Raw genomic sequence first — 21,809 nt, forward strand, 5'->3', positions numbered from 1 at the left:
TACGGGACAATTAAACATGACTGAAAAAAAATATATCGTTGCGCTCGACCAGGGCACCACCAGCTCCCGCGCGGTCGTGATGGATCACGATGCCAATATCATTAGCGTGTCACAGCGCGAATTTGAGCAAATTTACCCAAAACCAGGCTGGGTAGAACACGACCCGATGGAAATCTGGGCCACCCAAAGCTCCACACTGGTAGAAGTGCTGGCGAAAGCAGATATTAATTCCGATCAAATTGCAGCTATCGGTATTACGAACCAGCGTGAAACCACCATCGTCTGGGAAAAAGAAACCGGCAAGCCTATCTATAACGCTATTGTCTGGCAGTGCCGTCGTACCGCCGAGATCTGTGAGCATCTCAAGCGTGACGGCATGGAAGAGTACATTCGTAACAACACCGGTCTGGTGATTGACCCGTACTTCTCTGGCACCAAAGTGAAGTGGATCCTCGACCATGTGGAAGGTTCCCGCGAGCGTGCACGCCGTGGTGAACTGCTGTTTGGTACGGTTGATACCTGGCTTATCTGGAAAATGACTCAGGGCCGCGTTCACGTCACTGATTACACTAATGCGTCTCGTACCATGTTATTCAACATCCATACTCTGGACTGGGACGACAAAATGCTCGACGCGCTGGATATCCCGCGTGAGATGCTGCCAGAAGTACGTCGTTCTTCCGAAGTGTACGGTCAGACCAACATTGGCGGCAAAGGCGGCACGCGTATTCCGATCGCCGGGATTGCGGGCGACCAGCAGGCGGCACTCTTCGGCCAGTTGTGCGTGAAAGAAGGGATGGCGAAGAATACCTACGGTACCGGCTGCTTTATGCTGATGAACACCGGCGAGAAAGCAGTGAAATCAGAAAACGGTCTGCTGACCACCATCGCCTGTGGCCCGAGCGGAGAAGTAAACTACGCACTGGAAGGTGCGGTATTTATGGCGGGCGCCTCCATTCAGTGGCTACGCGATGAAATGAAGTTGATTAACGACGCCTACGATTCCGAATACTTTGCAACTAAAGTACAAAACACCAACGGTGTGTATGTCGTTCCGGCGTTTACCGGACTGGGTGCGCCCTACTGGGATCCGTATGCGCGCGGGGCCATTTTCGGCTTAACTCGTGGGGTGAACGCCAACCACATCATCCGTGCGACGCTGGAGTCTATTGCCTATCAGACGCGTGACGTGCTGGAAGCAATGCAGGCCGACTCAGGCATTCGTCTGCACGCCCTGCGCGTGGACGGTGGCGCGGTGGCAAATAACTTCCTGATGCAGTTCCAGTCCGATATTCTCGGCACGCGCGTTGAGCGCCCGGAAGTTCGCGAAGTGACTGCGTTGGGTGCGGCCTATCTTGCTGGTCTGGCGGTTGGCTTCTGGCAAAATCTCGACGAACTGCAAGAGAAAGCAGTGATTGAACGCGAGTTCCGTCCTGGCATCGAAACTACCGAGCGTAATTACCGTTACGCTGGCTGGAAAAAAGCGGTCAAACGCGCGATGGCCTGGGAAGAACACGACGAGTAATGTCAGGCACCTGAACCGATTGTCTGATGCTGATCGCCTGATGCGACGCTGACGCGTCTTATCAGGCCTACGAGCCGGATACATATCCGGCATCACACAGACTCTGAAACCGTGCGGGGGCAACCCCCGCACACATCAATAATCCGCTCCCTCCCCTGTGCTACACTTCGCGCCATTCCTTACTGCTTAGAGTTTGCTATGAGACGAGAACTTGCCATCGAATTTTCCCGCGTCACCGAATCTGCGGCGCTGGCTGGCTACAAATGGTTAGGACGCGGCGATAAAAATACCGCTGACGGCGCAGCGGTTAACGCCATGCGCATTATGCTCAACCAGGTCAACATTGACGGCACTATCGTCATTGGTGAAGGTGAAATCGACGAAGCACCGATGCTCTACATTGGTGAAAAAGTCGGTACTGGTCGCGGTGATGCAGTGGATATTGCTGTTGATCCGATTGAAGGCACGCGCATGACGGCGATGGGCCAGGCTAACGCGCTGGCGGTGCTGGCTGTAGGCGATAAAGGCTGCTTCCTCAACGCGCCAGATATGTATATGGAAAAGCTGATCGTCGGACCGGGAGCTAAGGGCGCCATTGACCTGAATCTGCCGTTAGCGGATAACCTGCGCAATGTTGCCGCTGCGCTCGGCAAACCATTGAGTGAACTGACGGTAACGATTCTGGCGAAACCGCGCCACGATGCCGTTATCGCAGAAATGCAGCAACTCGGCGTGCGCGTGTTTGCGATTCCGGATGGTGACGTTGCGGCCTCAATTCTCACCTGTATGCCAGACAGCGAAGTTGACGTGCTTTACGGCATTGGCGGCGCGCCGGAAGGCGTGGTTTCTGCGGCGGTGATTCGGGCGTTAGATGGCGATATGAATGGCCGTCTGCTGGCGCGTCATGATGTCAAAGGCGACAACGCAGAAAATCGCCGCATTGGTGAACAGGAACTGGCACGCTGCAAAGCAATGGGCATCGAAGCGGGTAAAGTGTTGCGTCTGGGCGATATGGCGCGCAGCGATAACGTCATCTTTTCCGCAACCGGTATCACTAAGGGCGATCTACTGGAAGGTATTAGCCGCAAAGGCAATATCGCCACTACCGAAACGCTGCTGATCCGTGGTAAATCCCGCACTATTCGTCGCATTCAGTCGATTCACTATCTGGATCGTAAAGACCCGGATATGCAGGTGCACATTCTCTGAGTGATTTGATCGATTGAGCCTTCCAGTCCTTCGGGACTGGAATTTTTTTGTTCGGAGAACGAAGATAAGGCAAGTCAATCAAAACAGGAGAAAAACATGGCTGATTGGGTAACAGGCAAAGTCACTAAAGTGCAGAACTGGACCGACGCCCTGTTTAGTCTCACCGTTCACGCTCCCGTGCTTCCGTTTACCGCCGGGCAATTCACTAAACTTGGCCTTGAAATTGACGGCGAACGCGTCCAGCGCGCTTACTCCTACGTTAACTCGCCCGATAATCCCGATCTGGAGTTTTACCTGGTCACCGTTCCCGATGGCAAATTAAGCCCGCGACTGGCGGCGCTAAAACCGGGTGACGAAGTGCAAGTGGTTAGCGAGGCGGCTGGCTTCTTTGTGCTGGATGAAGTGCCGGACTGCGAAACACTGTGGATGCTGGCAACCGGTACAGCGATTGGCCCTTATTTATCAATTCTGCAATTGGGCAAAGATTTAGATCGCTTCAAAAACCTGGTGCTGGTTCACGCCGCACGATATGCCGCCGACTTAAGCTATCTGCCGCTGATGCAAGAACTGGAAAAACGCTACGAAGGGAAACTGCGCATTCAGACGGTGGTCAGTCGGGAAACGGCTGCGGGTTCGCTCACCGGGCGAATACCGGCGTTAATTGAAAGCGGTGAACTGGAAAACGCGGTTGGCCTACCAATGGATAAAGAAACCAGTCACGTGATGCTGTGTGGTAATCCGCAAATGGTGCGCGATACGCAACAGCTGCTAAAAGAAACCCGGCAGATGACGAAACATTTACGTCGTCGACCGGGCCACATGACAGCGGAGCATTACTGGTAAGCGGTTACTTATCGATAAACGGCACGATGAGCAGGTCCGCATTCAACTTATTGATCATCCCGCGGTATGCTGGCATCAAACGGTTGATAAATGAGTGGTGATGCCCACAGACAAGGAGGTCGCACTGCTCTTGTTGCAGAATTTCAAGCAGTGTTTCCGGCATTTCTCCGCGTTCAATACGCAGTTTGGTCTTCGGCCACTGAATATTTTTCGTCAGTTTATACAGCTTGTTATCTGACTTATCTTTCAATAGTTGAAGAATATCTTCTGTTGCAGGGAAGTAAATGCCCGGATACAACTCGCTTAAGCCATCATCAATATGAATCAATGTCAGGTGAGCGTCATTATGTCTGGCGAGATCCAGGGCTTTGTTCACCAGTAAGGCATCTTCTTCATTTCCGGAAATTGCCACGCCAATGTGTTTATAAGCCATGTTTAACTCCTTCTAAAGCGACTCCATCAAGCTAACGAACGCAGGGATAACTCAAAAATAATCATCTCGGCCTGGCATGAGAAGGTGAAGGCCGCATCAAGCTCAACTTGCCCCTCCAGGTCCTTAATCTTATAGGCCACGCTGGCCCCTTCATCCGCAGAGGATGCAGTGGCGGCAAGCTCTTTCAGTTTGGTCATAAAGGACTCTGCTTCTTCGCGGGTGGCAAAAAAGCGCGAAAACTTACTGGTACAGTTGTCGTTATCAATCACCGTACCGATATCAATCGCACATCCTTTAGTACTGCATTTATCTACGACATCTTTCATAGGGCACCTCTGTATATTCGCCTCTCTGTCGATTACGACTTAAGAATAATGCGCCGTTAAGAGAAGAACAAACAAGTAATGATCTTATGGATTACCATTTTTTTTGATATTGCTTAAGGTGAGGAAATGAGGAGGATTTTCCGGGCATTGTCATTTCCAGCGTGGAAATAACGATCCCGGAAAAAAATAGCAATAAAAGATATATTAAAGGTTAATTACTTGATTTATTGTCGGCTTTATACTTCACATCCAGAGTATCTTTGCCAAATTTATTTTCGCCCTGCGTACCGACAAATGCGCCAAGATCAATAAGCATCATCACCAGAATCAACGTCGGGACAAAACGCCCCACCGTCCATTGCCAGACGCCCGGTAAAATCGCCCAGTTACCCGCCAGCAGCATCCACGCTACAATCATTAAAAATGCCCATGCGCCGGAACGCCCGCGATCGTGCAGTCGTTTGACCGTTACTGCCGCTGTCGGCCAAAGTAAGCACACCAGGCAAAACGCGGCGGTCTGGATATCGAGTAAGTTTTTACCTGCCAGTGAGAAAAGCACCAGCATGCCAACGAACCAGAGGCCAATCCAAATCCAGAAATCACGGCGCCCAATACGCCCTTTAAACGAGAATAACCATTGCTGTATGGTCATGTAAGTTCCTTGATGGTTGTCTTTTCCAGGATTCTACCCTTTTGACAAGGGAGACAGATATCGTTTTAATCGGAGCCAGTCATAACAAAAGGTACTGTCGATGAAGCCAGGGTTTACGCTGTTTTTTCTCTTATGTTCTGCATCAGCCGTTAGCACAACGGTGCATGCACAAACACCAGGTACGGCGACCACTGCGCCCTATCTGCTTGCTGGCGCCCCTACCTTCGATCTCTCCATCAGCCAGTTTCGAGAAAACTTTAACAGCCAGAACCCCAACCTGCCACTGAACGAGTTTCGCGCCATCGACAGCAGCCCCGACAAAGCCAATCTGACTCGCGCCGCCAGTAAAATTAACGAGAACTTGTATGCCTCTACGGCGCTGGAGCGTGGCACTTTAAAAATCAAAAGCATTCAAATTACCTGGCTACCAATCCAGGGACCAGAGCAAAAAGCCGCCAAAGCAAAAGCTCATGAATACATGGCGGCGGTGATCCGCACACTCACCCCGCTGATGACCAAAACACAAAGCCAGAAAAAGCTACAGTCGCTCCTTACTGCGGGGAAAAACAAACGTTATTACACAGAGACAGAAGGCGCACTGCGCTATGTTGTCGCGGACAACGGCGAAAAGGGACTGACCTTCGCTGTTGAACCGATTAAGCTGGCGCTATCTGAATCGCTTGAAGGGTTGAATAAATGACAAAAAGCAAAGCCTTTCCAGTGATGAATCTCTATACTGTTTCACAGACCTGCTGCCCCGCGGGGCGGCCATCTTCCTTTATTCGCTTATAAGCGTGGAGAATTAAAATGCGACATCCTTTAGTGATGGGTAACTGGAAACTGAACGGCAGCCGCCACATGGTTCATGAGCTGGTTTCTAACCTGCGTAAAGAGCTGGCAGGCGTTGATGGCTGTGGCGTTGCAATCGCGCCACCAGAAATGTACATCGATATGGCGAAGCGTGAAGCTGAAGGCAGCCACATCATGCTGGGTGCGCAGAACGTGGATCTGAACCTGTCCGGCGCATTCACTGGTGAAACCTCTGCTGCTATGCTGAAAGACATCGGCGCACAGTACATCATCATCGGTCACTCTGAACGTCGTACTTACCACAAAGAGTCTGACGAACTGATCGCGAAAAAATTCGCGGTGCTGAAAGAGCAGGGTCTGACTCCGGTTCTGTGCATCGGTGAAACCGAAGCTGAAAACGAAGCGGGCAAAACTGAAGAAGTTTGCGCACGTCAGATCGACGCGGTACTGAAAACTCAGGGTGCTGCGGCATTCGAAGGTGCGGTAATCGCTTACGAACCAGTATGGGCAATCGGTACTGGCAAATCTGCAACTCCGGCGCAGGCTCAGGCTGTTCACAAATTTATCCGTGACCACATCGCTAAAGTTGACGCTAACATCGCTGAACAAGTGATCATCCAGTACGGCGGTTCTGTAAACGCGTCTAACGCCGCAGAACTGTTCGCTCAGCCGGACATCGACGGTGCGCTGGTTGGCGGTGCTTCTCTGAAAGCTGACGCCTTCGCAGTGATCGTTAAAGCTGCAGAAGCGGCTAAACAGGCTTAAGTCTGACTGGTGCCGGATATCGCATCCGGCACTTAGCTTTCCTCAACAACTCCTCGCTTTAACGCAAAATCTCACACTGATGATCCTGAAGTTCCTCGGCTGAAGCACGATTCAGCGTCAGCAGATTGCGCTGCGTCGCCAGCAATACAAACGAGTTATCACTCTGCCGCACCATCGCCAGCGCGTAACTGCCCATATGTTCCCGTGCCTCTGGCACTTCTTCTGCCAGCATCATAAACGGACTCCGTTTTACCAGCTCGCTTTCAGTTACCCTACGTGCCAGGTATTCATGCCCACGCAGCCCTCCGGGCAGCGGTAACCAACGGGTGCTGATATTCGCCAGATTATTATCCAGTTGTTCGCGCACATCAGGACGAATACAAGAGATATGAATATGAAAATGGTTTTGCGTGCGCCCGGTACGGGAGTTAATCGCCAGAGATACCGCGCGATCGGGGACTGGCTGGCCGTATTTTTTGCTCATAAAATCACGCGCCTGCCAGGCTAACCAGAAGAAATTAGGCGTTGAAGGATCGGTTAACAATGGGCTTTCAGTGCCGTTAATACGATACGTTGGCATCAACAAATATTGCAGAGGACCGTTGAGGTCTTTTAAAACCACATATCCGGCATTGGGTTTGACTTCCGCACATGGCGAAGGGCTTTGGTTTTGCTGCTGGTTGGGTAAACATTGCTCAAGGGCAATCTGGCGCAACGTGTCCGACTCTTCACCGGTCAATTTCCAGTAACCAATGCCTGTAGCAGCAACAGCGATAACCATCATCGCTAAAAAAAGAAGACCTGCTTTTTTCATCTTTTTTCCCTGTACCTCAAAGAGATGCAAGGGTAACGCAAAATCGTGACAAATAAAAAACCCGGTCGCGAGATGCCACCGGGTCTGATTGCCTTCAACAAAATTAACGTTTGCTGATTTGGTCAAACGTACCGCCGTTAGAGAAATGCTCTTTTTGCGCTTTCGTCCAGCCACCGAACTCTTCATCAATGGTGAATAACTTCAGCTTCGGAAAGGCATTTTCATATTTTTTCGCTACCTGAGGATCGCGCGGACGATAGTAGTTTTTAGCCGCAATCTCTTGGCCTTCTGGCGAGTAGAGATAGTTCAGGTAAGCTTCCGCCACCTCTTTAGTGCCTTTTTTCTCTACCACTTTATCGACAACTGACACCGTAGGCTCTGCGAGAATAGACTCGCTCGGCGTGACGATTTCGAATTTATCTTTCCCCAGTTCATTCGCCGCCAGCAGAGCTTCGTTTTCCCAGGCAATCAGCACGTCGCCAATGCCGCGCTCAACAAAGGTATTCGTTGAACCGCGCGCACCGGAATCCAGTACTTCGACGTTTTTATACAACGACTGCACGAATTCCTGCGCTTTTGCCTGATCGTTGTTGTTGTGATGCAAGGCGTAGCCCCAGGCGGCCAGGTAGTTCCAGCGAGCACCACCAGAACTTTTCGGGTTCGGGGTGATCACCGAAACACCAGGCTTAATCAAATCGTTCCAGTCGTGAATCTGCTTCGGATTGCCCTTGCGCACCAGGAAGACAATGGTAGAAGTATAAGGTGCGGAGTTATCCGGCAGACGCTTGATCCACGCTTTATCGATACGACCACGTTCAGCAATGGCATCCACGTCATAGGCTAGCGCCAGCGTGACGACATCAGCTTCTATGCCATTGATTACCGACGTCGCCTGTTTACCCGAACCGCCGTGCGACTGGCGAATCACCACGTTATCGCCGGTTTGCTGTTTCCAGTGGGCGCTGAAGGCTTTGTTGTACTGCTCGTACAGTTCGCGCGTTGGATCATACGAAACGTTAAGAAGCTGAATATCCTTTGCCATAACGCTGGTCGCTGCCAGTAATAAAGTTAACCCTACGCCCCACTTGTTCATCGCCCGGCTCTCTTATGTTGTGTTGTGATGAACAAAGCGTGCCAGAAAGGGATTCAAACATTAAAGAATAAAAAAAGATTGGCTATAACTTGCGGGTATATATGGGGGAGTTAAAAAGGCGGAAGAAATCCGCCTCATATTGCTGACAAAGTGCGCTTTGTTCATGCCGGATGCGGCGTGAACGCCTTATCCGGCCTACAAAAGCTTGCAAACTCAATAGATTGCAGAATTCATGTAGGCCTGATAAGCGAAGCGCATCAGGCATTTTTGCCTCTGTCATCGGTTTCAGGCTAAAGAAATCTGCCTTTTTCCGAAATCATTAATACAGTTTTTTCGCGCAGTCCAGCCAGTCACCTTTGAACGGACGCTTCATGTTTTCGATAGCATCGATGATGTCATGGTGAACCAGTTGTTCGTTCTGAATACCTACGCAACGACCACCGTAGCCTGCCAGCAGCAGATCGATAGCGTAAGCCCCCATACGGGAAGCCAGAATACGGTCGTAAGGTACCGGGGAACCACCACGCTGGATGTGGCCCAGCACAGTTGCACGGGTTTCACGGCCAGTTTCTTTTTCGATGAAATGAGCCAGCTCGTCGACGTCACACATATGTTCAGTGATCGCCACAATCGCGTGTTTTTTACCTTTCGCGATACCGGCTTTGATTTCGTTTACCAGATCGTCACGGCTGAATTCAACTTCCGGAACCACAACGAATTCACAGCCACCAGCAATAGCCGCAGCCAGAGTCAGATCGCCACAGTAGCGGCCCATCACTTCCACCACGGAAATACGTTGGTGAGAAGAAGAGGTGTCACGCAGACGGTCGATAGCTTCAACAACGGTGCTCAATGCCGTGAAGAAACCAATGGTGTAGTCAGTACCTTTGATGTCGTTGTCGATGGTGCCCGGCAGGCCGATGCACGGGAAGCCCATTTCGGTCAGACGCATTGCCCCCATGTAGGAACCGTCACCGCCGATAACCACCAGCGCGTCGATACCACGTTTTTTCAGGTTTTCGATAGCCACGGCGCGGATGTTCTCGTCGCGGAATTCCGGGAAGCGCGCAGAACCGAGGAATGTACCACCACGGTTGATCATGTCAGACACGCTGTAACGGTCTAGCTGTACCATACGGTCTTCATACAGACCCAGATAGCCGTCATAAATACCCATTACTTCCAGACCTTCTGTCAGCGCAGAACGAACAACCCCGCGAATTGCGGCGTTCATGCCTGGCGCATCACCGCCGCTTGTCAACACACCGATTTTCTTAATCATGACTACCTCTGAACTTTGGAATGCAAAATGAAATCTGTTGCCGGAAGTCTTCTTGCACATCGAAGTGATCCAACGAATGTACAAATAGTATAACAATCACTTCCTGCTGAATTGATTCAGGTCAGGCCAAATGGCGGTATTTTATACACAAAATGCGGGTCTGGCTCTCTTTTGTACGGATTATGAAAGCGTAGACCGTTTACTCTCCCTGGGTACGACAGAACAAGGATCCTGATGGATAATCACATCTGAACCCGGAAAACGCCGTAAAATAGCCTGCTCTACCTGATCCGCCACCATATGTGCCTGAACCAAAGGCAGAGAGTCTTCCATTTCCAAATGAATCTGAATAAAGCGGGTCGGCCCTGACTGCCGCGTGCGAAGATCGTGAGCGCCGCTAACTCCCGGCCAGGAAGTCACGATATCAATAATTTCCTGTCGTTCGCCATCGGGCAGCGCACGATCCAATAATGACTGGACCGCCTCATACCCCATGCGTAACGCGCTATATAAAATATAGATGCCGATTCCCAAAGCAAACAGGGCATCAGCACGATGCCAGCCGTACCAGGACAATCCCAGCGCCAGCAAAATCGCGCCGTTCATCATAACATCAGACTGATAATGTAGCATATCTGCCCGCACTGCCTGGCTTTGCGTCCGGCGAACGACCCAACGCTGAAACGAGACAAGAATAATCGTACAAATTAGCGCCACAATAGTCACGATAACCCCAACACCCGGGTCTTTCATCGGTGTCGGAGAAACCAAATGCTGAATACCGGTCAAAAACAGGAACAGCGCGGAGCCGGAGATAAACATACTTTGCGCCAGCGCGGCGAGCGATTCAGCTTTACCGTGACCAAAGGAGTGATTATCGTCGGCAGGTTGCAGTGAGTAACGCACGACCAATAAGTTAGTTAATGACGCGCCGATATCCACCAGCGAATCCACCAGCGCAGCGAGAATACTCACTGATCCGGTATACCACCATGCAAAAATTTTAATCAGTAATAACAGCGAAGCCATCGCCGTTGCAGCAATCGCTGCCCGACTGACCAGCTGCCCATAAGATTGATTCATAAATACTCCCGCTATCAACTGACGGTAGTATAACGGATGCAAATCATCTGCAATGCATCAAGTAACAGGCAAATTGCGGATAAAAAAAACCCCCACATCATGTGGGGGAAGACAGGGATGGTGTCTATGGCAAGGAAAACAGGGTTTACTACTGGGAACGTGAGTTGCTACTACTCAATAGCTTCAACGATGAACTTTTTTGCCATTGCGTCACGTCGCGCAACTGTTCCATTCGTTGTTGATGTTTCTTGTTTAAAACCGCTTGCTGCTCCGGCGTTAACAGGCGATACATTTGGTTGCGGACTTTTGCCATCTCAACCTGACGAGCTATTTGCTCGTTCGCCATTTTTTCTGCCTGTGCGCGCACAGCGTTTTCATCAAAATTTTCTGCGGTGACAAGGCGATGCATTGTCTCCAGTTCGCTAACATTAACAGGTGGCTGTTCGTGCCGGGCCTGTTGCATAAGATCTCGCATCTGCTGACGCTGATGTTCGGTTAAACTTATGCCGTCGAACATATGGCTCTGCGTACTGCGCTGCGTAAGTTCTTCTCCCGGATGCCAGTTATCGCCTGAACCGACTTCAGCAGCGTGGCTTAATGAACTGACTGCCAGCGTTGAGGCCATGACGGCAGCGGTAACTATGCGCATCATTTGCTCCCAAATCTTTCTGTCGCGATTCAACGATAGAGAGTTTACGATTCAGGCTGCAAACATGCGTCAGGGGGTGTAAAACAACGTAAAGTCATGGATTAGCGACGTCTGATGACGTAATTTCTGCCTCGGAGGTATTTAAACAATGAATAAAATCCTGTTAGTTGATGATGACCGAGAGCTGACATCCCTGTTAAAGGAGCTGCTCGAGATGGAAGGCTTCAACGTGATTGTTGCCCACGATGGGGAACAGGCGCTTGCTCTTCTGGACGACAGCATTGATTTACTTTTGCTTGATGTGATGATGCCGAAGAAAAATGGTATCGATACGCTGAAAGCGCTTCGCCAGACACACCAGACGCCAGTCATTATGTTGACGGCTCGCGGCAGTGAACTTGATCGCGTCCTCGGCCTTGAGCTGGGTGCGGATGACTATCTCCCGAAACCGTTTAACGATCGTGAACTGGTTGCGCGTATTCGCGCGATCCTGCGCCGTTCGCACTGGAGCGAGCAACAGCAGAACAGCGATAACGGTTCGCCGACGCTGGAAGTTGACGCCTTAGTGCTGAATCCAGGCCGTCAGGAAGCCAGCTTCGACGGGCAAACACTGGAGTTAACCGGTACTGAATTTACCCTGCTCTACCTACTGGCGCAGCATCTGGGTCAGGTGGTTTCTCGCGAGCATTTAAGCCAGGAAGTGCTGGGCAAACGCCTGACGCCTTTCGACCGTGCTATCGATATGCATATTTCCAACCTGCGTCGTAAGCTGCCGGATCGTAAAGACGGTCATCCTTGGTTTAAAACATTGCGTGGTCGCGGCTATCTGATGGTTTCCGCTTCATGATAGGCAGCTTAACCGCGCGCATCTTCGCCATCTTCTGGCTGACGCTGGCGCTGGTGTTGATGCTGGTTTTGATGTTACCCAAGCTCGATTCACGCCAGATGACCGAGCTTCTGGATAGCGAACAGCGTCAGGGGCTGATGATTGAGCAGCATGTCGAAGCGGAACTGGCGAACGATCCACCCAACGATTTAATGTGGTGGCGTCGCCTGTTCCGGGCCATTGATAAGTGGGCGCCACCAGGCCAGCGTTTATTACTGGTGACCACTGAAGGCCGTGTGATCGGCGCTGAACGCAGCGAAATGCAGATCATTCGCAACTTTATAGGTCAGGCCGATAACGCCGATCATCCGCAGAAGAAAAAGTATGGTCGCGTGGAACTGGTGGGTCCGTTCTCCGTGCGTGATGGCGAAGATAATTACCAACTGTATCTGATTCGCCCGGCCAGCAGTTCTCAATCCGATTTCATAAACTTACTGTTTGACCGCCCGCTATTACTGCTGATTGTCACCATGCTGGTCAGTACGCCGCTGCTGTTGTGGTTGGCCTGGAGCCTGGCAAAACCGGCGCGTAAGCTGAAAAACGCTGCCGATGAAGTTGCCCAGGGGAACTTACGCCAGCATCCGGAACTGGAAGCGGGGCCACAAGAATTTCTTGCCGCAGGTGCCAGTTTTAACCAGATGGTGACCGCACTGGAACGCATGATGACCTCCCAGCAGCGCCTGCTTTCTGATATCTCTCACGAGCTGCGCACGCCGCTGACGCGTCTGCAACTGGGTACGGCGTTACTGCGTCGTCGTAGTGGTGAAAGCAAGGAACTGGAGCGTATTGAAACCGAAGCCCAGCGTCTGGACAGCATGATCAACGACCTGTTGGTAATGTCGCGTAATCAGCAGAAAAACGCGCTGGTGAGCGAGACAATCAAAGCCAACCAGTTGTGGAACGAAGTGCTGGATAACGCGGCGTTCGAAGCGGAACAAATGGGCAAGTCGTTTACGGTTAACTTCCCGCCAGGGCCGTGGCCGCTGTACGGCAACCCGAACGCCCTGGAAAGTGCGCTGGAAAACATTGTGCGTAATGCTCTGCGTTATTCCCATACGAAGATTGAAGTGGGCTTTGCGGTAGATAAAGACGGTATCACCATTACGGTGGACGACGATGGTCCTGGCGTTAGCCCGGAAGATCGCGAACAGATTTTCCGCCCGTTCTATCGTACAGATGAAGCGCGCGATCGTGAATCTGGCGGTACAGGTTTGGGGCTGGCGATTGTCGAAACCGCCATTCAGCAGCACCGTGGTTGGGTGAAAGCGGAAGACAGCCCGCTGGGCGGTTTACGTCTGGTGATTTGGCTGCCGCTGTATAAGCGGAGTTAAACTCCGCTTTTGTAGATCGGATAAGGCGTTTACGCCGCATCCGGCGTCTGAGCATGATGCCTGATGCGACGCTGATAGCGTCTTATCAGGCCTACTCTCCGGGGGTTATTTCCCCCACAACCGCCGCGAATTATCTTCAATCTTGCCGCTAAGTCGGCGTTTCTGCATCGTCCGCGTCCAGCTTTTCGATAGCCCGGCTGCGGAAAGCAAGCGGTGATACTGCTCATCATCAAACGGCATATGCCATGCGATGGCGGCAGCCTCTTGCACGGTCACATCGCTAACGCGGGAAACCAACTCCAGCGGCGCATCAGCAGATACCAGCCCCGACGCAATCACGCTATACAGCCAGCCGACTTTACCCGTGTTTTGCATCAACTGAGCTATATCACTGATATCAAAGTGGTAATTGAGTTTGTAGCACGGAGAGCGCGGCTGGGTGACCTGAATCAACGCCTCTCCCCAGCGGAAAATATCGCCAATATAAACATTATTTTCCGTCAGACCGTCGGTTGAGAGGTTTTCACCAAACGCAGGTGCAACAAACAACTCTGCCTGTTCCGGAAATTCCCGCGCCCAGTAGAGATAATGCTCGCGAGGATAATGACACAGCGCCCTGTCCGGCCCACCGTGAATCTTTTTCTCTGCCTGTTCGTCGCCTTCCAGCCCCAGTTCTGTCAACATTAACTCGCCATCGACCTGGATTTTCGCAATTGCACTTGGACGGCTTTCCGGATAATCCCGAATGTTGCCTGTGTATACATCAACCGGATATCGCATCTGTTCCCTCTCCACCGAGAAATTTCCCCATTAGACCATATTTATTTTACGTCAGGCGCGCAAAATGAGAGCACGGTTCACATGACAAAACTGTAGACATGTTATCAATGAGATGTTTTTGAAACACCATTTCATTATGAGGAGTTTACAGCGTGGCTGATAAATCACTGTTTTCTGGCGTCTGGTGTCCTTCCATCACGCCGATGGATAAAGACGGGAATATAGACCTTAACGGATTGAAGCAGCATCTGCAGCGACTCACTGACGCTAATATCGATGTGATATTGCTAATGGGAAGCATTGGTGAGTTTGCCTCCTTCACCCTGGAAGAGAGGCTCATGCTTATTCGTGAAGCACGAGCCATGAGCAAGCTAAAAATGGTGGCCAACGTCTCATCCACATGCACACATGATGTGCTGGTTATGGCGCAAGAAGCGTATCGCGTTGGCTACGATGCGGTGATGATCCTCCCGCCTTACTACTACAGCCAAACGGCAAAGCAATTATTAAGCTATTTCCGTCACCTGGGTCGCGAATTACAGGGCAAATGGTTCGCATATAACTTCCCGGCGCGGACCGGTTGTGATTTAACCCCAGACCTGGTCGCCACACTGGCGAGTGAGTTTCCTGAGTTTGCCGGAATTAAAGATACTGTCGATTGCCAGTCACACACCCGCAGCATGATTCAGGCAACTCAGGCTGTGCGTCCTGATTTTGCGGTGCTTTCGGGGTATGACGAGTATTACATTCCTAATTTGCTGGCTGGCGGCGCGGGGATAATCTCTGGCTTAAATAACGTTATGCCAGAGCTGTTTGTCGGAGCCCGCGAAGCCTTCAAACGCGGCGACCTGGCAGCTTTACAAGATATTCAGCAACAGATTGGTACTTATATGTCCATCTACGCCATCGGTGAAGATTTTGTCACTACCATCAAGACGGTGGTATCACGTAAGTTTGGTTACTGCACAGGAGTGTCGCGCAATGCCGGTGGGGAGTTAACAGAAAGCGAATGTCGGACGATTGATGAGGTATTTGTTATTTAAGGTAAAACGCCGGATGAACGTCAATTCATCCGGCGATGATATGGAATAAGAGAGGTTATTTCACCGTACCCAGAATTTCGATCTTCGCCACTCTGGCTTTGGCTTTACGTGACCAGACAGAGGTAAGAATTGGCACCAGAATCGACGTCACAATTACCGCCGTCGCCACCAACGAAGTTGCCGCAGGCGCCATCGGTTTAAAGGCCGGGATCATTTCCGCAATCAGTACCGGCGTTGCCACTGCGGCCCCGGCAGAACTGGAGGCGGCAATTCCGGCGGTGCCATCGCCACCGCCAATCAATTTATCGGCAATAATCAACGGAATACCGGTCACGATAATCACCGCCACGCCCAACAGGATCCCCAACAAACCGGTCTGGGCAATCACGGTTAAATCAATGGTATTGCCCAGCGCGAAGGCAAAGAACGGAATCAGCGTCTGCACCGCTTTGCTAAAAAACTCGCGCAATTCAGAATCAAGGTTCCCCAGCGCGAAGCCCACCAGGAACGGCAACACTGCGCCAACGAAAACATGCGGTTCAAACGAAGCAATCCCGGCGGTTCCCAGAATAATCATCGTCATTAGCGGACCAGATTCCAGCGACATCAACACAAATGCCCCGGCCTCTTCTTTGGTGCCGTACTGTTGCATGATAGAGGCATACAGACCGCCGTTGGTCATGTCCATTGCCGCCACCAGCGCCAGCGTTGAAAGCCCGGCAAAAAATCCAACTTCGACACCGTGCTCAGGAATAATGCGCGAAGCAATGGCCGCAACCACCCACGCAACGGCAATTTTGGTTACCACCAGCGTACCGGATTTACGCAACACTGTTCCCGTCGCGCTTAATTTGATAGACGCCCCCATGCAGAAAAACCACACCGCCAGAATTGGCACCGTGCCAGTAATCATCCCGTTGGTGAATGATCCAAAATATTTCCCCGCCCCCGGCGAGAAGGTATGACACAGTGCGCCAAGGAACAGCGGGATGAGCATCATCCCCCCCGGGATTTTCTCTATCGTGCGTTTTATCTGCATTTCCATCACCTGTTGGCATATTTTTATAGGCTGATGCGAAGTTCCTTAACGGAGCATCAGTGTTGATGGAAACGAAGATAGACATTCATCATAGCAATAAAAGTGATCAACACCACACCAATTGAAACGTCGTTTTAATTTTATAGGATCATTGTTTTTCTTTTGAAATTGATCACAAAAAAACCACCGTTATGCACGATGGTTTGTTTTTTATGCTGACAAGAGGCGTAAACGCCTCATTGCAGCAGGCAAGATGCGATTATTTTTTCGCCGCGAAACGTGCCGCAGCTTCATCCCAGTTCACTACGTTCCAGAACTCTTTGATGTAGTCCGGACGACGGTTCTGGAATTTCAGGTAGTAAGCGTGTTCCCACACATCCAGACCCACAATCGGGAAGCCGGAAGCGCCAGAAATGGCTTCGCCCATCAGCGGGGAGTCCTGGTTAGCAGTAGAAACCACCGCCAGTTTATCGCCTTTCAGCACCAGCCATGCCCAGCCGGAACCAAAGCGGGAAGCTGCCGCTTTTTCAAATTCTGCTTTGAAGTTATCAACGGAACCGAAATCACGTTCGATAGCCGCTTTCAGATCGCCCTGCAGGGTGGTGCCTTTTTTCAGACCTTTCCAGAACAGACTGTGGTTAGCGTGACCGCCAGCGTTGTTGCGCAGAACGGTTTTTTTGTCTGCTGGCAGCTGGTCCAGTTTGGTGATCAGCTCTTCAACCGGCAGGTTAGCGAATTCTGGCAGGCTTTCCAGCGCCGCGTTGGCGTTGTTGACGTAGGTCTGATGGTGTTTGGTGTGGTGGATTTCCATAGTCTGCTTATCGAAGTGCGGTTCCAGGGCATCGTAAGCATACGGCAGGGATGGCAGGGTATAGCTCATATTCATCTCCAGTATTGTCGGGCGGCCGATTGTTAATGCCGCGTAAGCAGTTGGTTCATTATAGTTAATTAAATGATATTGAAAATGATTATCAATGCCGTACTTTTCATAGGGGAATGCCCGAGATGATTCCGGTCAGTTTTTCTACCCAGTCAATTAAAAACGCCAACTCACGCCGGTGACAAAAGTAAAACTTTCATTACGGTCAATCATTGGGCTGTTAGTGATCTCTTCTGGCAGCTCACTGTATCCGGCACTCGCCATTAATACGACGTGTTCTCCGATGGGGTATTTTGCCGTCAGGCTGACATAAGGCACCCAGGCATCCTGCGCGGTATAACTCGCCAGACCGCTGCGACGAGACTCGCTCTCTGAAATGCCATAGTAATAGTCACTGAAATTCTCGTCATAATAGAGAACGCCAAGAGCAGGTGTCAGCGACAGGCGACCTATCTGCATTTTGTGGAATAACGATAACTCACCTACCCAACCGTTACTGTTATCCAGAACATCAGCTGCCGCAGAAGCTTTCACGGTCCCCCAACGCTCATGGTGATACCAGGCAACTCCCGCCATTGCCGTACTGTCACGCTTATCGAGTTGTTGCATAGCATGGTCGTCATTATCGGCAGGATCAAATTCCAGCGGCATCCAGGATGCAGTCAGGCTAAGTTCATTTTTTTCACTTTGCGACAGAATAAAACCTAACGTCGTCTGGCGGACATAAAAAGAATCGCCCTCATAACTGATCAGCGGAATTGCTTTGGTATTTTCATTATAACCGCGATAAGGCGATTCATTATAAACTGCGCCAGCACCAACGGATAATTCTGCGGCAGTTGCACTTGCCATAAAAGGCATAAAAAATAACGCCACAATATTGCGGTTAATTAACATGTCCGACATTCCATTTTAAATTAAGATAAAAAAGAGTCGGCATAGTAATACTTACAATTTCTCCGGTGCAAGATTCATATTTATATAGTAATATATAAAATTATATATAAATTGGACTGTTGCGATGACAAAATTACAACTCAAGTACCGGGAGTTAAAAATTATCTCGGTAATCGCTGCCAGTGAAAATATCAGCCATGCTGCCACCGTGCTTGGCATCGCGCAGGCCAATGTCAGTAAATATCTTGCTGATTTTGAATCAAAAGTGGGCTTAAAAGTCTTTGACAGAACCACACGGCAATTGATGCTGACGCCTTTTGGAACCGCGCTATTACCGTACATTAATGATATGCTCGACAGAAACGAGCAGCTTAATAATTTTATTGCAGATTATAAGCATGAGAAACGTGGTCGGGTTACCATCTACGCACCAACTGGCATTATTACCTATTTATCCAAACACGTTATCGACAAAATTAAAGATATCGGTGAAATCACCTTATCGCTAAAAACCTGCAATCTTGAGCGCAACGCCTTTTATGAAGGTGTCGAATTTCCCGATGATTGTGATGTTTTAATCAGCTACGCGCCACCAAAAGATGAATCGCTGGTTGCCAGTTTTATTACGCAATATGCAGTAACCGCCTATGCCAGCCAAACTTATCTTGAGAAACACCCCATTAGCCGACCAGACGAACTTGAACATCACTCCTGTATTTTGATCGACTCGATGATGATCGATGACGCGAATATCTGGCGCTTCAACGTCGCCGGAAGTAAAGAAGTACGTGATTATCGTGTTAAGGGAAATTACGTCTGTGACAATACTCAGTCGGCGCTGGAGCTGGCGCGAAATCACCTGGGGATAGTGTTTGCGCCAGACAAAAGTGTGCAGAGCGACCTGCAAGACGGCACGCTGATCCCCTGCTTTCAGCAACCGTATGAATGGTGGCTGGATCTGGTGGCTATCTTCCGTAAACGGGAATACCAGCCCTGGCGGGTCCAGTATGTGTTGGACGAGATGCTGCGTGAAATTCGCCACCAGCTTGCCCAGTCGCAGCAACTGCGGCCTGAACAAGCGGCGGAAAACAAAGATTAGTGGTCGAGATAAAGGTAATGCACCCAGCTGGTCATGCGTAACAGCACTTTGCGCATAACCGAAACATGGCTGAAATGATCGGAATAGACCGCCACCTGGGCGTAAATACCGTCTGGTAATGCGCTCAAATCAGTATGCTCATCCAGCTCAATGGTCGCGATAACGCCATCAGAACCTGGTGCTGTATTTAAGGACTGTAAAGTGCCGGTCGACTGATAAGCCCCGCCAGGAACAGCTGGACTGATGGCTGCCAGCTTACCGCTGAAGACCTTACCAGGCAGGGCATTAAACACCACTTCCGCATCATCGCCGGGGGCCAGGCGCAGCAAGGAGTTCTGGCGGAACTGCGCCACAATTTGTCGTTTCTGATCGGGTATAAACACCATTACCGGACGCAGCGGCAGCGACGCGGCATACGTTCCTGCACGAATCAGTACCTGAGTCACGTAACCGTCGCTCGGCGCACGCACTACCGTCTGCTCAAGGTTATATTTTGCTTCCGCAAGCTGCGCTTTCAGGCTGGCGATTTGAGAATGTTCCCCCAACACCAGGCTATCCAGTTGGCTCTGGATCTGTTTTTGTTCCGCCGCCGATGACTTCACTGAGGCTTCCTGCGCCAGATAGTTTTGCCGCGCCACATCGATATCCCGTTCTGAAAACGGATTTACTTTCGCCTGGCTGCCGCGTGCGTAACGCTGGTACTCTTTGGCAAATTTATCCCGTGTGGCCTTTGCCTGCTGGGTATTCGCCGCCATCTCATCTAACTCTGCCCCCAATGCCCGCTGCTTATGTTCTGCGGTGACGATATCCGCCATCAGCCGATCCACCCGCGCCTGATAACGCGTCGGATCCAGTCGAAATAGCACTTCGCCTTTTTTAATCAGCGTATTTTTCTTGTCCGTCACTTCAATTACTACACCCGTCACCTGCGGAACAACCGGAATGGAAATAACCGCTTTTTGCGCTTTAAAGGTGTATGGATGGTTATAGTTCATTAATAGAATTAAGCCGCTGACAATAAATATGCCGCCCAGTGCCGCAGTAGGGATGGTCCATTTATTCACGGGAATTTTAAAAATCTTAAACATTGCCCATGCGAAAGCACATAGGTCAAAATAATCAGTAAATCCATAAATATTACTCGGCAGAAGGAGCTTTCATGTCGGCGAGCTGTTTCTCCAGCCCGGCAATGCGCTGTTGTAGTTGCATAACGGATGAATCATGGCTTTGCATTCCCCATCCCCGCTCCGGGCGGTAAAGCGTGGCCCAAATCCACAAAAAGGGCCAGATAACGTGCAGCGTAAACAAACTCACCCAACCGGCAACATGAATGGCATCGGCATGAGGATGGTTGCGTTTTTTCGCTATCAGGTAGGGAATATCATGTAAAATAATAATCCCATAGAAGATTACCAGGAATACAAAAATAAGCACTCCCAGTGCAAAATAATCCAGAAACATATTTCCCTCAGAGAATATAAAAAAGAACAATTAACGCATATTATGAAATGCCATGATGCAGTGCAATTTGCTTATTTATATAACGACATATTGTTTTTTATATACTTTCTGAAATGTGCTGCCTGGCTTTTAAACAGGTCGAGGCTTATCATATTGAAATAATGGAACTATTGGCCAAACTAATGAATAACTCCAGTGAAACATCCACAGTACAGATTAAGCGTATTAAACCTTCAATTATCTACCGTTTATTATTGATTGGTCTCGGAACACCAATGGTGATTTACGGCCTGGTTTGCGGCGTTTTAGGCATGTTTGGCTACGATCAGGTCAGATGGAACGACACCGTAATCCACGGCCTGCTGGCCCTGCCCGCAGGAATGCTTGCAGGCCTGTCAGTCAGTGTGTTCCTCACCGTGATGATTGGCACTATCGCTTGTTTTGGTTTGTGGTTGTACAGCCTGGTTCGCCCGCTCACCATCGAAACACGAGATTAAACTCCTGGCAAAACACGCCGGGCAGCTTCTGCCAGAAATGCACTTCTGTTGGCGTAGTCTGGGTTATTGCGCACGTAGGTATCAATCTTGTTCAGTAACCTTTTCGGCATCGTAATATTGATACGTTCAGCCCGACCTTCGAACTGATTCATATTGATATCCACCAGCAACCATTGCCCGCCAATAAAGTCCTGTGCCTGCTGAGCCAGATGTTCGTCTACGGAGCCAGGAAGAGGCAACTCTTCATTCATCTCGCACAAGGTTTCAAAGTGTGCGACCAGTGCACTTCGCGCATCCTGGAAAGCGTCATCAAGCGTATCCCCGGCAAAATAACAGCCAGGAACATCAGGGAAAAAACCGCTGGCGCTACCGTCGGAATCGCTATGGATATAGGCGGGATAAAACATATTGC

General features: G+C 50.4%; 24 protein-coding genes and 1 pseudogene. 10 read left to right on the plus strand and 15 right to left on the minus strand.

What is annotated here, in order from left to right; translation table 11 throughout:
* Positions 1-16: 16 nt before the first annotated feature.
* The 3 genes from glpK to fpr all read left to right on the plus strand — a co-directional run bounded on the left by glpK (position 17) and on the right by fpr (position 3,577).
* On the plus strand, positions 17-1,525 hold the full coding sequence (gene glpK / locus FEK43_RS20525; protein ID WP_130206616.1) for a glycerol kinase GlpK: 1,509 nt from the start codon (positions 17-19) through the stop codon (positions 1,523-1,525).
* Positions 1,526-1,723: 198 nt separating this feature from the next.
* A complete protein-coding gene (gene glpX, locus FEK43_RS20530; RefSeq protein ID WP_130206618.1) occupies positions 1,724-2,734 on the plus strand; it encodes a class II fructose-bisphosphatase in 1,011 nt (336 codons plus the stop codon).
* A 96-nt stretch (positions 2,735-2,830) separates the two neighbouring features.
* Positions 2,831-3,577, plus strand: a complete 747-nt coding sequence (fpr, locus tag FEK43_RS20535; protein ID WP_130259285.1) for a ferredoxin--NADP(+) reductase — start codon at positions 2,831-2,833, stop codon at positions 3,575-3,577.
* A 4-nt stretch (positions 3,578-3,581) separates the two neighbouring features.
* Here the strand turns inward: fpr and uspD are convergent, their stop codons facing one another.
* The 3 genes from uspD to FEK43_RS20550 all read right to left on the minus strand — a co-directional run bounded on the left by uspD (position 3,582) and on the right by FEK43_RS20550 (position 4,988).
* Positions 3,582-4,010, minus strand: a complete 429-nt coding sequence (uspD, locus tag FEK43_RS20540) for a universal stress protein UspD (RefSeq protein ID WP_130206622.1) — start codon at positions 4,008-4,010, stop codon at positions 3,582-3,584.
* Positions 4,011-4,036: 26 nt separating this feature from the next.
* The gene (locus FEK43_RS20545) at positions 4,037-4,336 is read right to left on the minus strand and encodes a DUF406 domain-containing protein (protein ID WP_032204720.1); all 300 of its coding nucleotides are present in this window, start codon (positions 4,334-4,336) and stop codon (positions 4,037-4,039) included.
* Between the two features lie 211 nt (positions 4,337-4,547).
* Positions 4,548-4,988, minus strand: coding sequence for a DUF805 domain-containing protein (locus FEK43_RS20550; RefSeq protein ID WP_064530283.1), 441 nt, complete (start codon positions 4,986-4,988; stop codon positions 4,548-4,550).
* A gap of 100 nt (positions 4,989-5,088) precedes the next feature.
* Between FEK43_RS20550 and FEK43_RS20555 the strand changes: the two genes are divergently transcribed.
* Both FEK43_RS20555 and tpiA read left to right on the plus strand, forming a co-directional pair.
* Positions 5,089-5,688, plus strand: coding sequence for a YiiQ family protein (locus FEK43_RS20555; protein WP_130206624.1), 600 nt, complete (start codon positions 5,089-5,091; stop codon positions 5,686-5,688).
* 107 nt (positions 5,689-5,795) lie between these two features.
* The gene (gene tpiA / locus FEK43_RS20560; protein WP_130206626.1) at positions 5,796-6,563 is read left to right on the plus strand and encodes a triose-phosphate isomerase; all 768 of its coding nucleotides are present in this window, start codon (positions 5,796-5,798) and stop codon (positions 6,561-6,563) included.
* Positions 6,564-6,621: 58 nt separating this feature from the next.
* Here tpiA and cdh read toward each other — a convergent pair whose 3' ends face one another.
* From cdh to cpxP, 5 genes are all read right to left on the minus strand, one after another.
* Positions 6,622-7,377, minus strand: coding sequence for a CDP-diacylglycerol diphosphatase (cdh, locus tag FEK43_RS20565; protein ID WP_131161564.1), 756 nt, complete (start codon positions 7,375-7,377; stop codon positions 6,622-6,624).
* 103 nt (positions 7,378-7,480) lie between these two features.
* Positions 7,481-8,470 (minus strand): sulfate/thiosulfate ABC transporter substrate-binding protein Sbp, encoded by a 990-nt coding sequence (sbp, locus tag FEK43_RS20570; protein WP_130206630.1) that lies wholly within the window; start codon positions 8,468-8,470, stop codon positions 7,481-7,483.
* A gap of 319 nt (positions 8,471-8,789) precedes the next feature.
* Positions 8,790-9,752: a 6-phosphofructokinase gene (gene pfkA, locus FEK43_RS20575; protein WP_032185626.1), complete on the minus strand. Its 963-nt coding sequence runs from the start codon at positions 9,750-9,752 to the stop codon at positions 8,790-8,792.
* Between the two features lie 180 nt (positions 9,753-9,932).
* Positions 9,933-10,835: a CDF family cation-efflux transporter FieF gene (fieF, locus tag FEK43_RS20580; protein WP_064530279.1), complete on the minus strand. Its 903-nt coding sequence runs from the start codon at positions 10,833-10,835 to the stop codon at positions 9,933-9,935.
* A gap of 148 nt (positions 10,836-10,983) precedes the next feature.
* A complete protein-coding gene (gene cpxP / locus FEK43_RS20585; protein ID WP_130206850.1) occupies positions 10,984-11,484 on the minus strand; it encodes a cell-envelope stress modulator CpxP in 501 nt (166 codons plus the stop codon).
* Positions 11,485-11,632: 148 nt separating this feature from the next.
* Between cpxP and cpxR the strand changes: the two genes are divergently transcribed.
* Both cpxR and cpxA read left to right on the plus strand, forming a co-directional pair.
* The gene (cpxR, locus tag FEK43_RS20590; RefSeq protein ID WP_130206632.1) at positions 11,633-12,331 is read left to right on the plus strand and encodes an envelope stress response regulator transcription factor CpxR; all 699 of its coding nucleotides are present in this window, start codon (positions 11,633-11,635) and stop codon (positions 12,329-12,331) included.
* Positions 12,328-13,701: an envelope stress sensor histidine kinase CpxA gene (gene cpxA / locus FEK43_RS20595; protein WP_000580414.1), complete on the plus strand. Its 1,374-nt coding sequence runs from the start codon at positions 12,328-12,330 to the stop codon at positions 13,699-13,701. Before cpxR ends, cpxA begins: the two co-directional genes overlap by 4 nt.
* Before the next feature lie 105 nt (positions 13,702-13,806).
* Here the strand turns inward: cpxA and yiiM are convergent, their stop codons facing one another.
* Positions 13,807-14,481, minus strand: coding sequence for a 6-hydroxyaminopurine reductase (gene yiiM / locus FEK43_RS20600; RefSeq protein WP_135408541.1), 675 nt, complete (start codon positions 14,479-14,481; stop codon positions 13,807-13,809).
* Between the two features lie 152 nt (positions 14,482-14,633).
* Here yiiM and FEK43_RS20605 point away from each other — a divergent pair, with 152 nt between their 5' ends.
* A complete protein-coding gene (locus FEK43_RS20605; RefSeq protein WP_130206636.1) occupies positions 14,634-15,524 on the plus strand; it encodes a dihydrodipicolinate synthase family protein in 891 nt (296 codons plus the stop codon).
* Positions 15,525-15,579: 55 nt separating this feature from the next.
* Here FEK43_RS20605 and kdgT read toward each other — a convergent pair whose 3' ends face one another.
* The 3 genes from kdgT to FEK43_RS20620 all read right to left on the minus strand — a co-directional run bounded on the left by kdgT (position 15,580) and on the right by FEK43_RS20620 (position 18,340).
* Positions 15,580-16,563: a 2-keto-3-deoxygluconate transporter gene (kdgT, locus tag FEK43_RS20610; RefSeq protein WP_130259279.1), complete on the minus strand. Its 984-nt coding sequence runs from the start codon at positions 16,561-16,563 to the stop codon at positions 15,580-15,582.
* 259 nt (positions 16,564-16,822) lie between these two features.
* Complete coding sequence (gene sodA, locus FEK43_RS20615; protein ID WP_001361705.1) at positions 16,823-17,443, minus strand: superoxide dismutase [Mn]; 621 nt, start codon at positions 17,441-17,443, stop codon at positions 16,823-16,825.
* A 156-nt stretch (positions 17,444-17,599) separates the two neighbouring features.
* Positions 17,600-18,340 carry a MipA/OmpV family protein gene (locus FEK43_RS20620; protein WP_130206640.1) on the minus strand — a complete coding sequence of 247 codons (741 nt, stop codon included), beginning with the start codon at positions 18,338-18,340 and terminating at the stop codon, positions 17,600-17,602.
* Between the two features lie 124 nt (positions 18,341-18,464).
* Between FEK43_RS20620 and FEK43_RS20625 the strand changes: the two genes are divergently transcribed.
* A complete protein-coding gene (locus tag FEK43_RS20625) occupies positions 18,465-19,439 on the plus strand; it encodes a LysR family transcriptional regulator (RefSeq protein WP_130206642.1) in 975 nt (324 codons plus the stop codon).
* Here the strand turns inward: FEK43_RS20625 and FEK43_RS20630 are convergent.
* Both FEK43_RS20630 and FEK43_RS20635 read right to left on the minus strand, forming a co-directional pair.
* A pseudogene (locus tag FEK43_RS20630) lies at positions 19,436-20,571 on the minus strand (HlyD family secretion protein). The gene FEK43_RS20625 and the pseudogene FEK43_RS20630 overlap by 4 nt on opposite strands.
* Positions 20,572-20,576: 5 nt before the next feature.
* Entirely contained in the window at positions 20,577-20,900 is a 324-nt protein-coding gene (locus tag FEK43_RS20635) for a DUF3302 domain-containing protein (RefSeq protein WP_130206646.1), read from the minus strand.
* Between the two features lie 182 nt (positions 20,901-21,082).
* On the opposite strand from FEK43_RS20635, the gene FEK43_RS20640 reads away from it, so the two are divergent.
* Complete coding sequence (locus FEK43_RS20640) at positions 21,083-21,397, plus strand: hypothetical protein (RefSeq protein WP_135408538.1); 315 nt, start codon at positions 21,083-21,085, stop codon at positions 21,395-21,397.
* Here FEK43_RS20640 and FEK43_RS20645 read toward each other — a convergent pair.
* A complete protein-coding gene (locus tag FEK43_RS20645) occupies positions 21,394-21,804 on the minus strand; it encodes a type II toxin-antitoxin system HicB family antitoxin (RefSeq protein WP_130206650.1) in 411 nt (136 codons plus the stop codon). The genes FEK43_RS20640 and FEK43_RS20645 overlap by 4 nt on opposite strands.
* Between the last annotated feature and the right edge of the window lie 5 nt (positions 21,805-21,809).

The sequence above is a fragment of the Escherichia sp. E2562 genome (assembly GCF_005781075.1).
In the GTDB taxonomy this organism is placed as follows: Bacteria; Pseudomonadota; Gammaproteobacteria; order Enterobacterales; family Enterobacteriaceae; genus Escherichia.

What these genes read in the sequence shown, in the direction of transcription:
- glpK (WP_130206616.1), top strand. Translation starts at nt 17, where the DNA reads ATGACTGAAAAAAAATATATCGTTGCGCTCGACCAGGGCACCACCAGC.
- glpX (WP_130206618.1), top strand. Translation starts at nt 1,724, where the DNA reads ATGAGACGAGAACTTGCCATCGAATTTTCCCGCGTCACCGAATCTGCG.
- fpr (WP_130259285.1), top strand. Translation starts at nt 2,831, where the DNA reads ATGGCTGATTGGGTAACAGGCAAAGTCACTAAAGTGCAGAACTGGACC.
- uspD (WP_130206622.1), bottom strand. Translation starts at nt 4,010, where the DNA reads ATGGCTTATAAACACATTGGCGTGGCAATTTCCGGAAATGAAGAAGAT.
- FEK43_RS20545 (WP_032204720.1), bottom strand. Translation starts at nt 4,336, where the DNA reads ATGAAAGATGTCGTAGATAAATGCAGTACTAAAGGATGTGCGATTGAT.
- FEK43_RS20550 (WP_064530283.1), bottom strand. Translation starts at nt 4,988, where the DNA reads ATGACCATACAGCAATGGTTATTCTCGTTTAAAGGGCGTATTGGGCGC.
- FEK43_RS20555 (WP_130206624.1), top strand. Translation starts at nt 5,089, where the DNA reads ATGAAGCCAGGGTTTACGCTGTTTTTTCTCTTATGTTCTGCATCAGCC.
- tpiA (WP_130206626.1), top strand. Translation starts at nt 5,796, where the DNA reads ATGCGACATCCTTTAGTGATGGGTAACTGGAAACTGAACGGCAGCCGC.
- cdh (WP_131161564.1), bottom strand. Translation starts at nt 7,377, where the DNA reads ATGAAAAAAGCAGGTCTTCTTTTTTTAGCGATGATGGTTATCGCTGTT.
- sbp (WP_130206630.1), bottom strand. Translation starts at nt 8,470, where the DNA reads ATGAACAAGTGGGGCGTAGGGTTAACTTTATTACTGGCAGCGACCAGC.
- pfkA (WP_032185626.1), bottom strand. Translation starts at nt 9,752, where the DNA reads ATGATTAAGAAAATCGGTGTGTTGACAAGCGGCGGTGATGCGCCAGGC.
- fieF (WP_064530279.1), bottom strand. Translation starts at nt 10,835, where the DNA reads ATGAATCAATCTTATGGGCAGCTGGTCAGTCGGGCAGCGATTGCTGCA.
- cpxP (WP_130206850.1), bottom strand. Translation starts at nt 11,484, where the DNA reads ATGCGCATAGTTACCGCTGCCGTCATGGCCTCAACGCTGGCAGTCAGT.
- cpxR (WP_130206632.1), top strand. Translation starts at nt 11,633, where the DNA reads ATGAATAAAATCCTGTTAGTTGATGATGACCGAGAGCTGACATCCCTG.
- cpxA (WP_000580414.1), top strand. Translation starts at nt 12,328, where the DNA reads ATGATAGGCAGCTTAACCGCGCGCATCTTCGCCATCTTCTGGCTGACG.
- yiiM (WP_135408541.1), bottom strand. Translation starts at nt 14,481, where the DNA reads ATGCGATATCCGGTTGATGTATACACAGGCAACATTCGGGATTATCCG.
- kdgT (WP_130259279.1), bottom strand. Translation starts at nt 16,563, where the DNA reads ATGCAGATAAAACGCACGATAGAGAAAATCCCGGGGGGGATGATGCTC.
- sodA (WP_001361705.1), bottom strand. Translation starts at nt 17,443, where the DNA reads ATGAGCTATACCCTGCCATCCCTGCCGTATGCTTACGATGCCCTGGAA.
- FEK43_RS20620 (WP_130206640.1), bottom strand. Translation starts at nt 18,340, where the DNA reads ATGTTAATTAACCGCAATATTGTGGCGTTATTTTTTATGCCTTTTATG.
- FEK43_RS20625 (WP_130206642.1), top strand. Translation starts at nt 18,465, where the DNA reads ATGACAAAATTACAACTCAAGTACCGGGAGTTAAAAATTATCTCGGTA.
- FEK43_RS20635 (WP_130206646.1), bottom strand. Translation starts at nt 20,900, where the DNA reads ATGTTTCTGGATTATTTTGCACTGGGAGTGCTTATTTTTGTATTCCTG.
- FEK43_RS20640 (WP_135408538.1), top strand. Translation starts at nt 21,083, where the DNA reads ATGAATAACTCCAGTGAAACATCCACAGTACAGATTAAGCGTATTAAA.
- FEK43_RS20645 (WP_130206650.1), bottom strand. Translation starts at nt 21,804, where the DNA reads ATGTTTTATCCCGCCTATATCCATAGCGATTCCGACGGTAGCGCCAGC.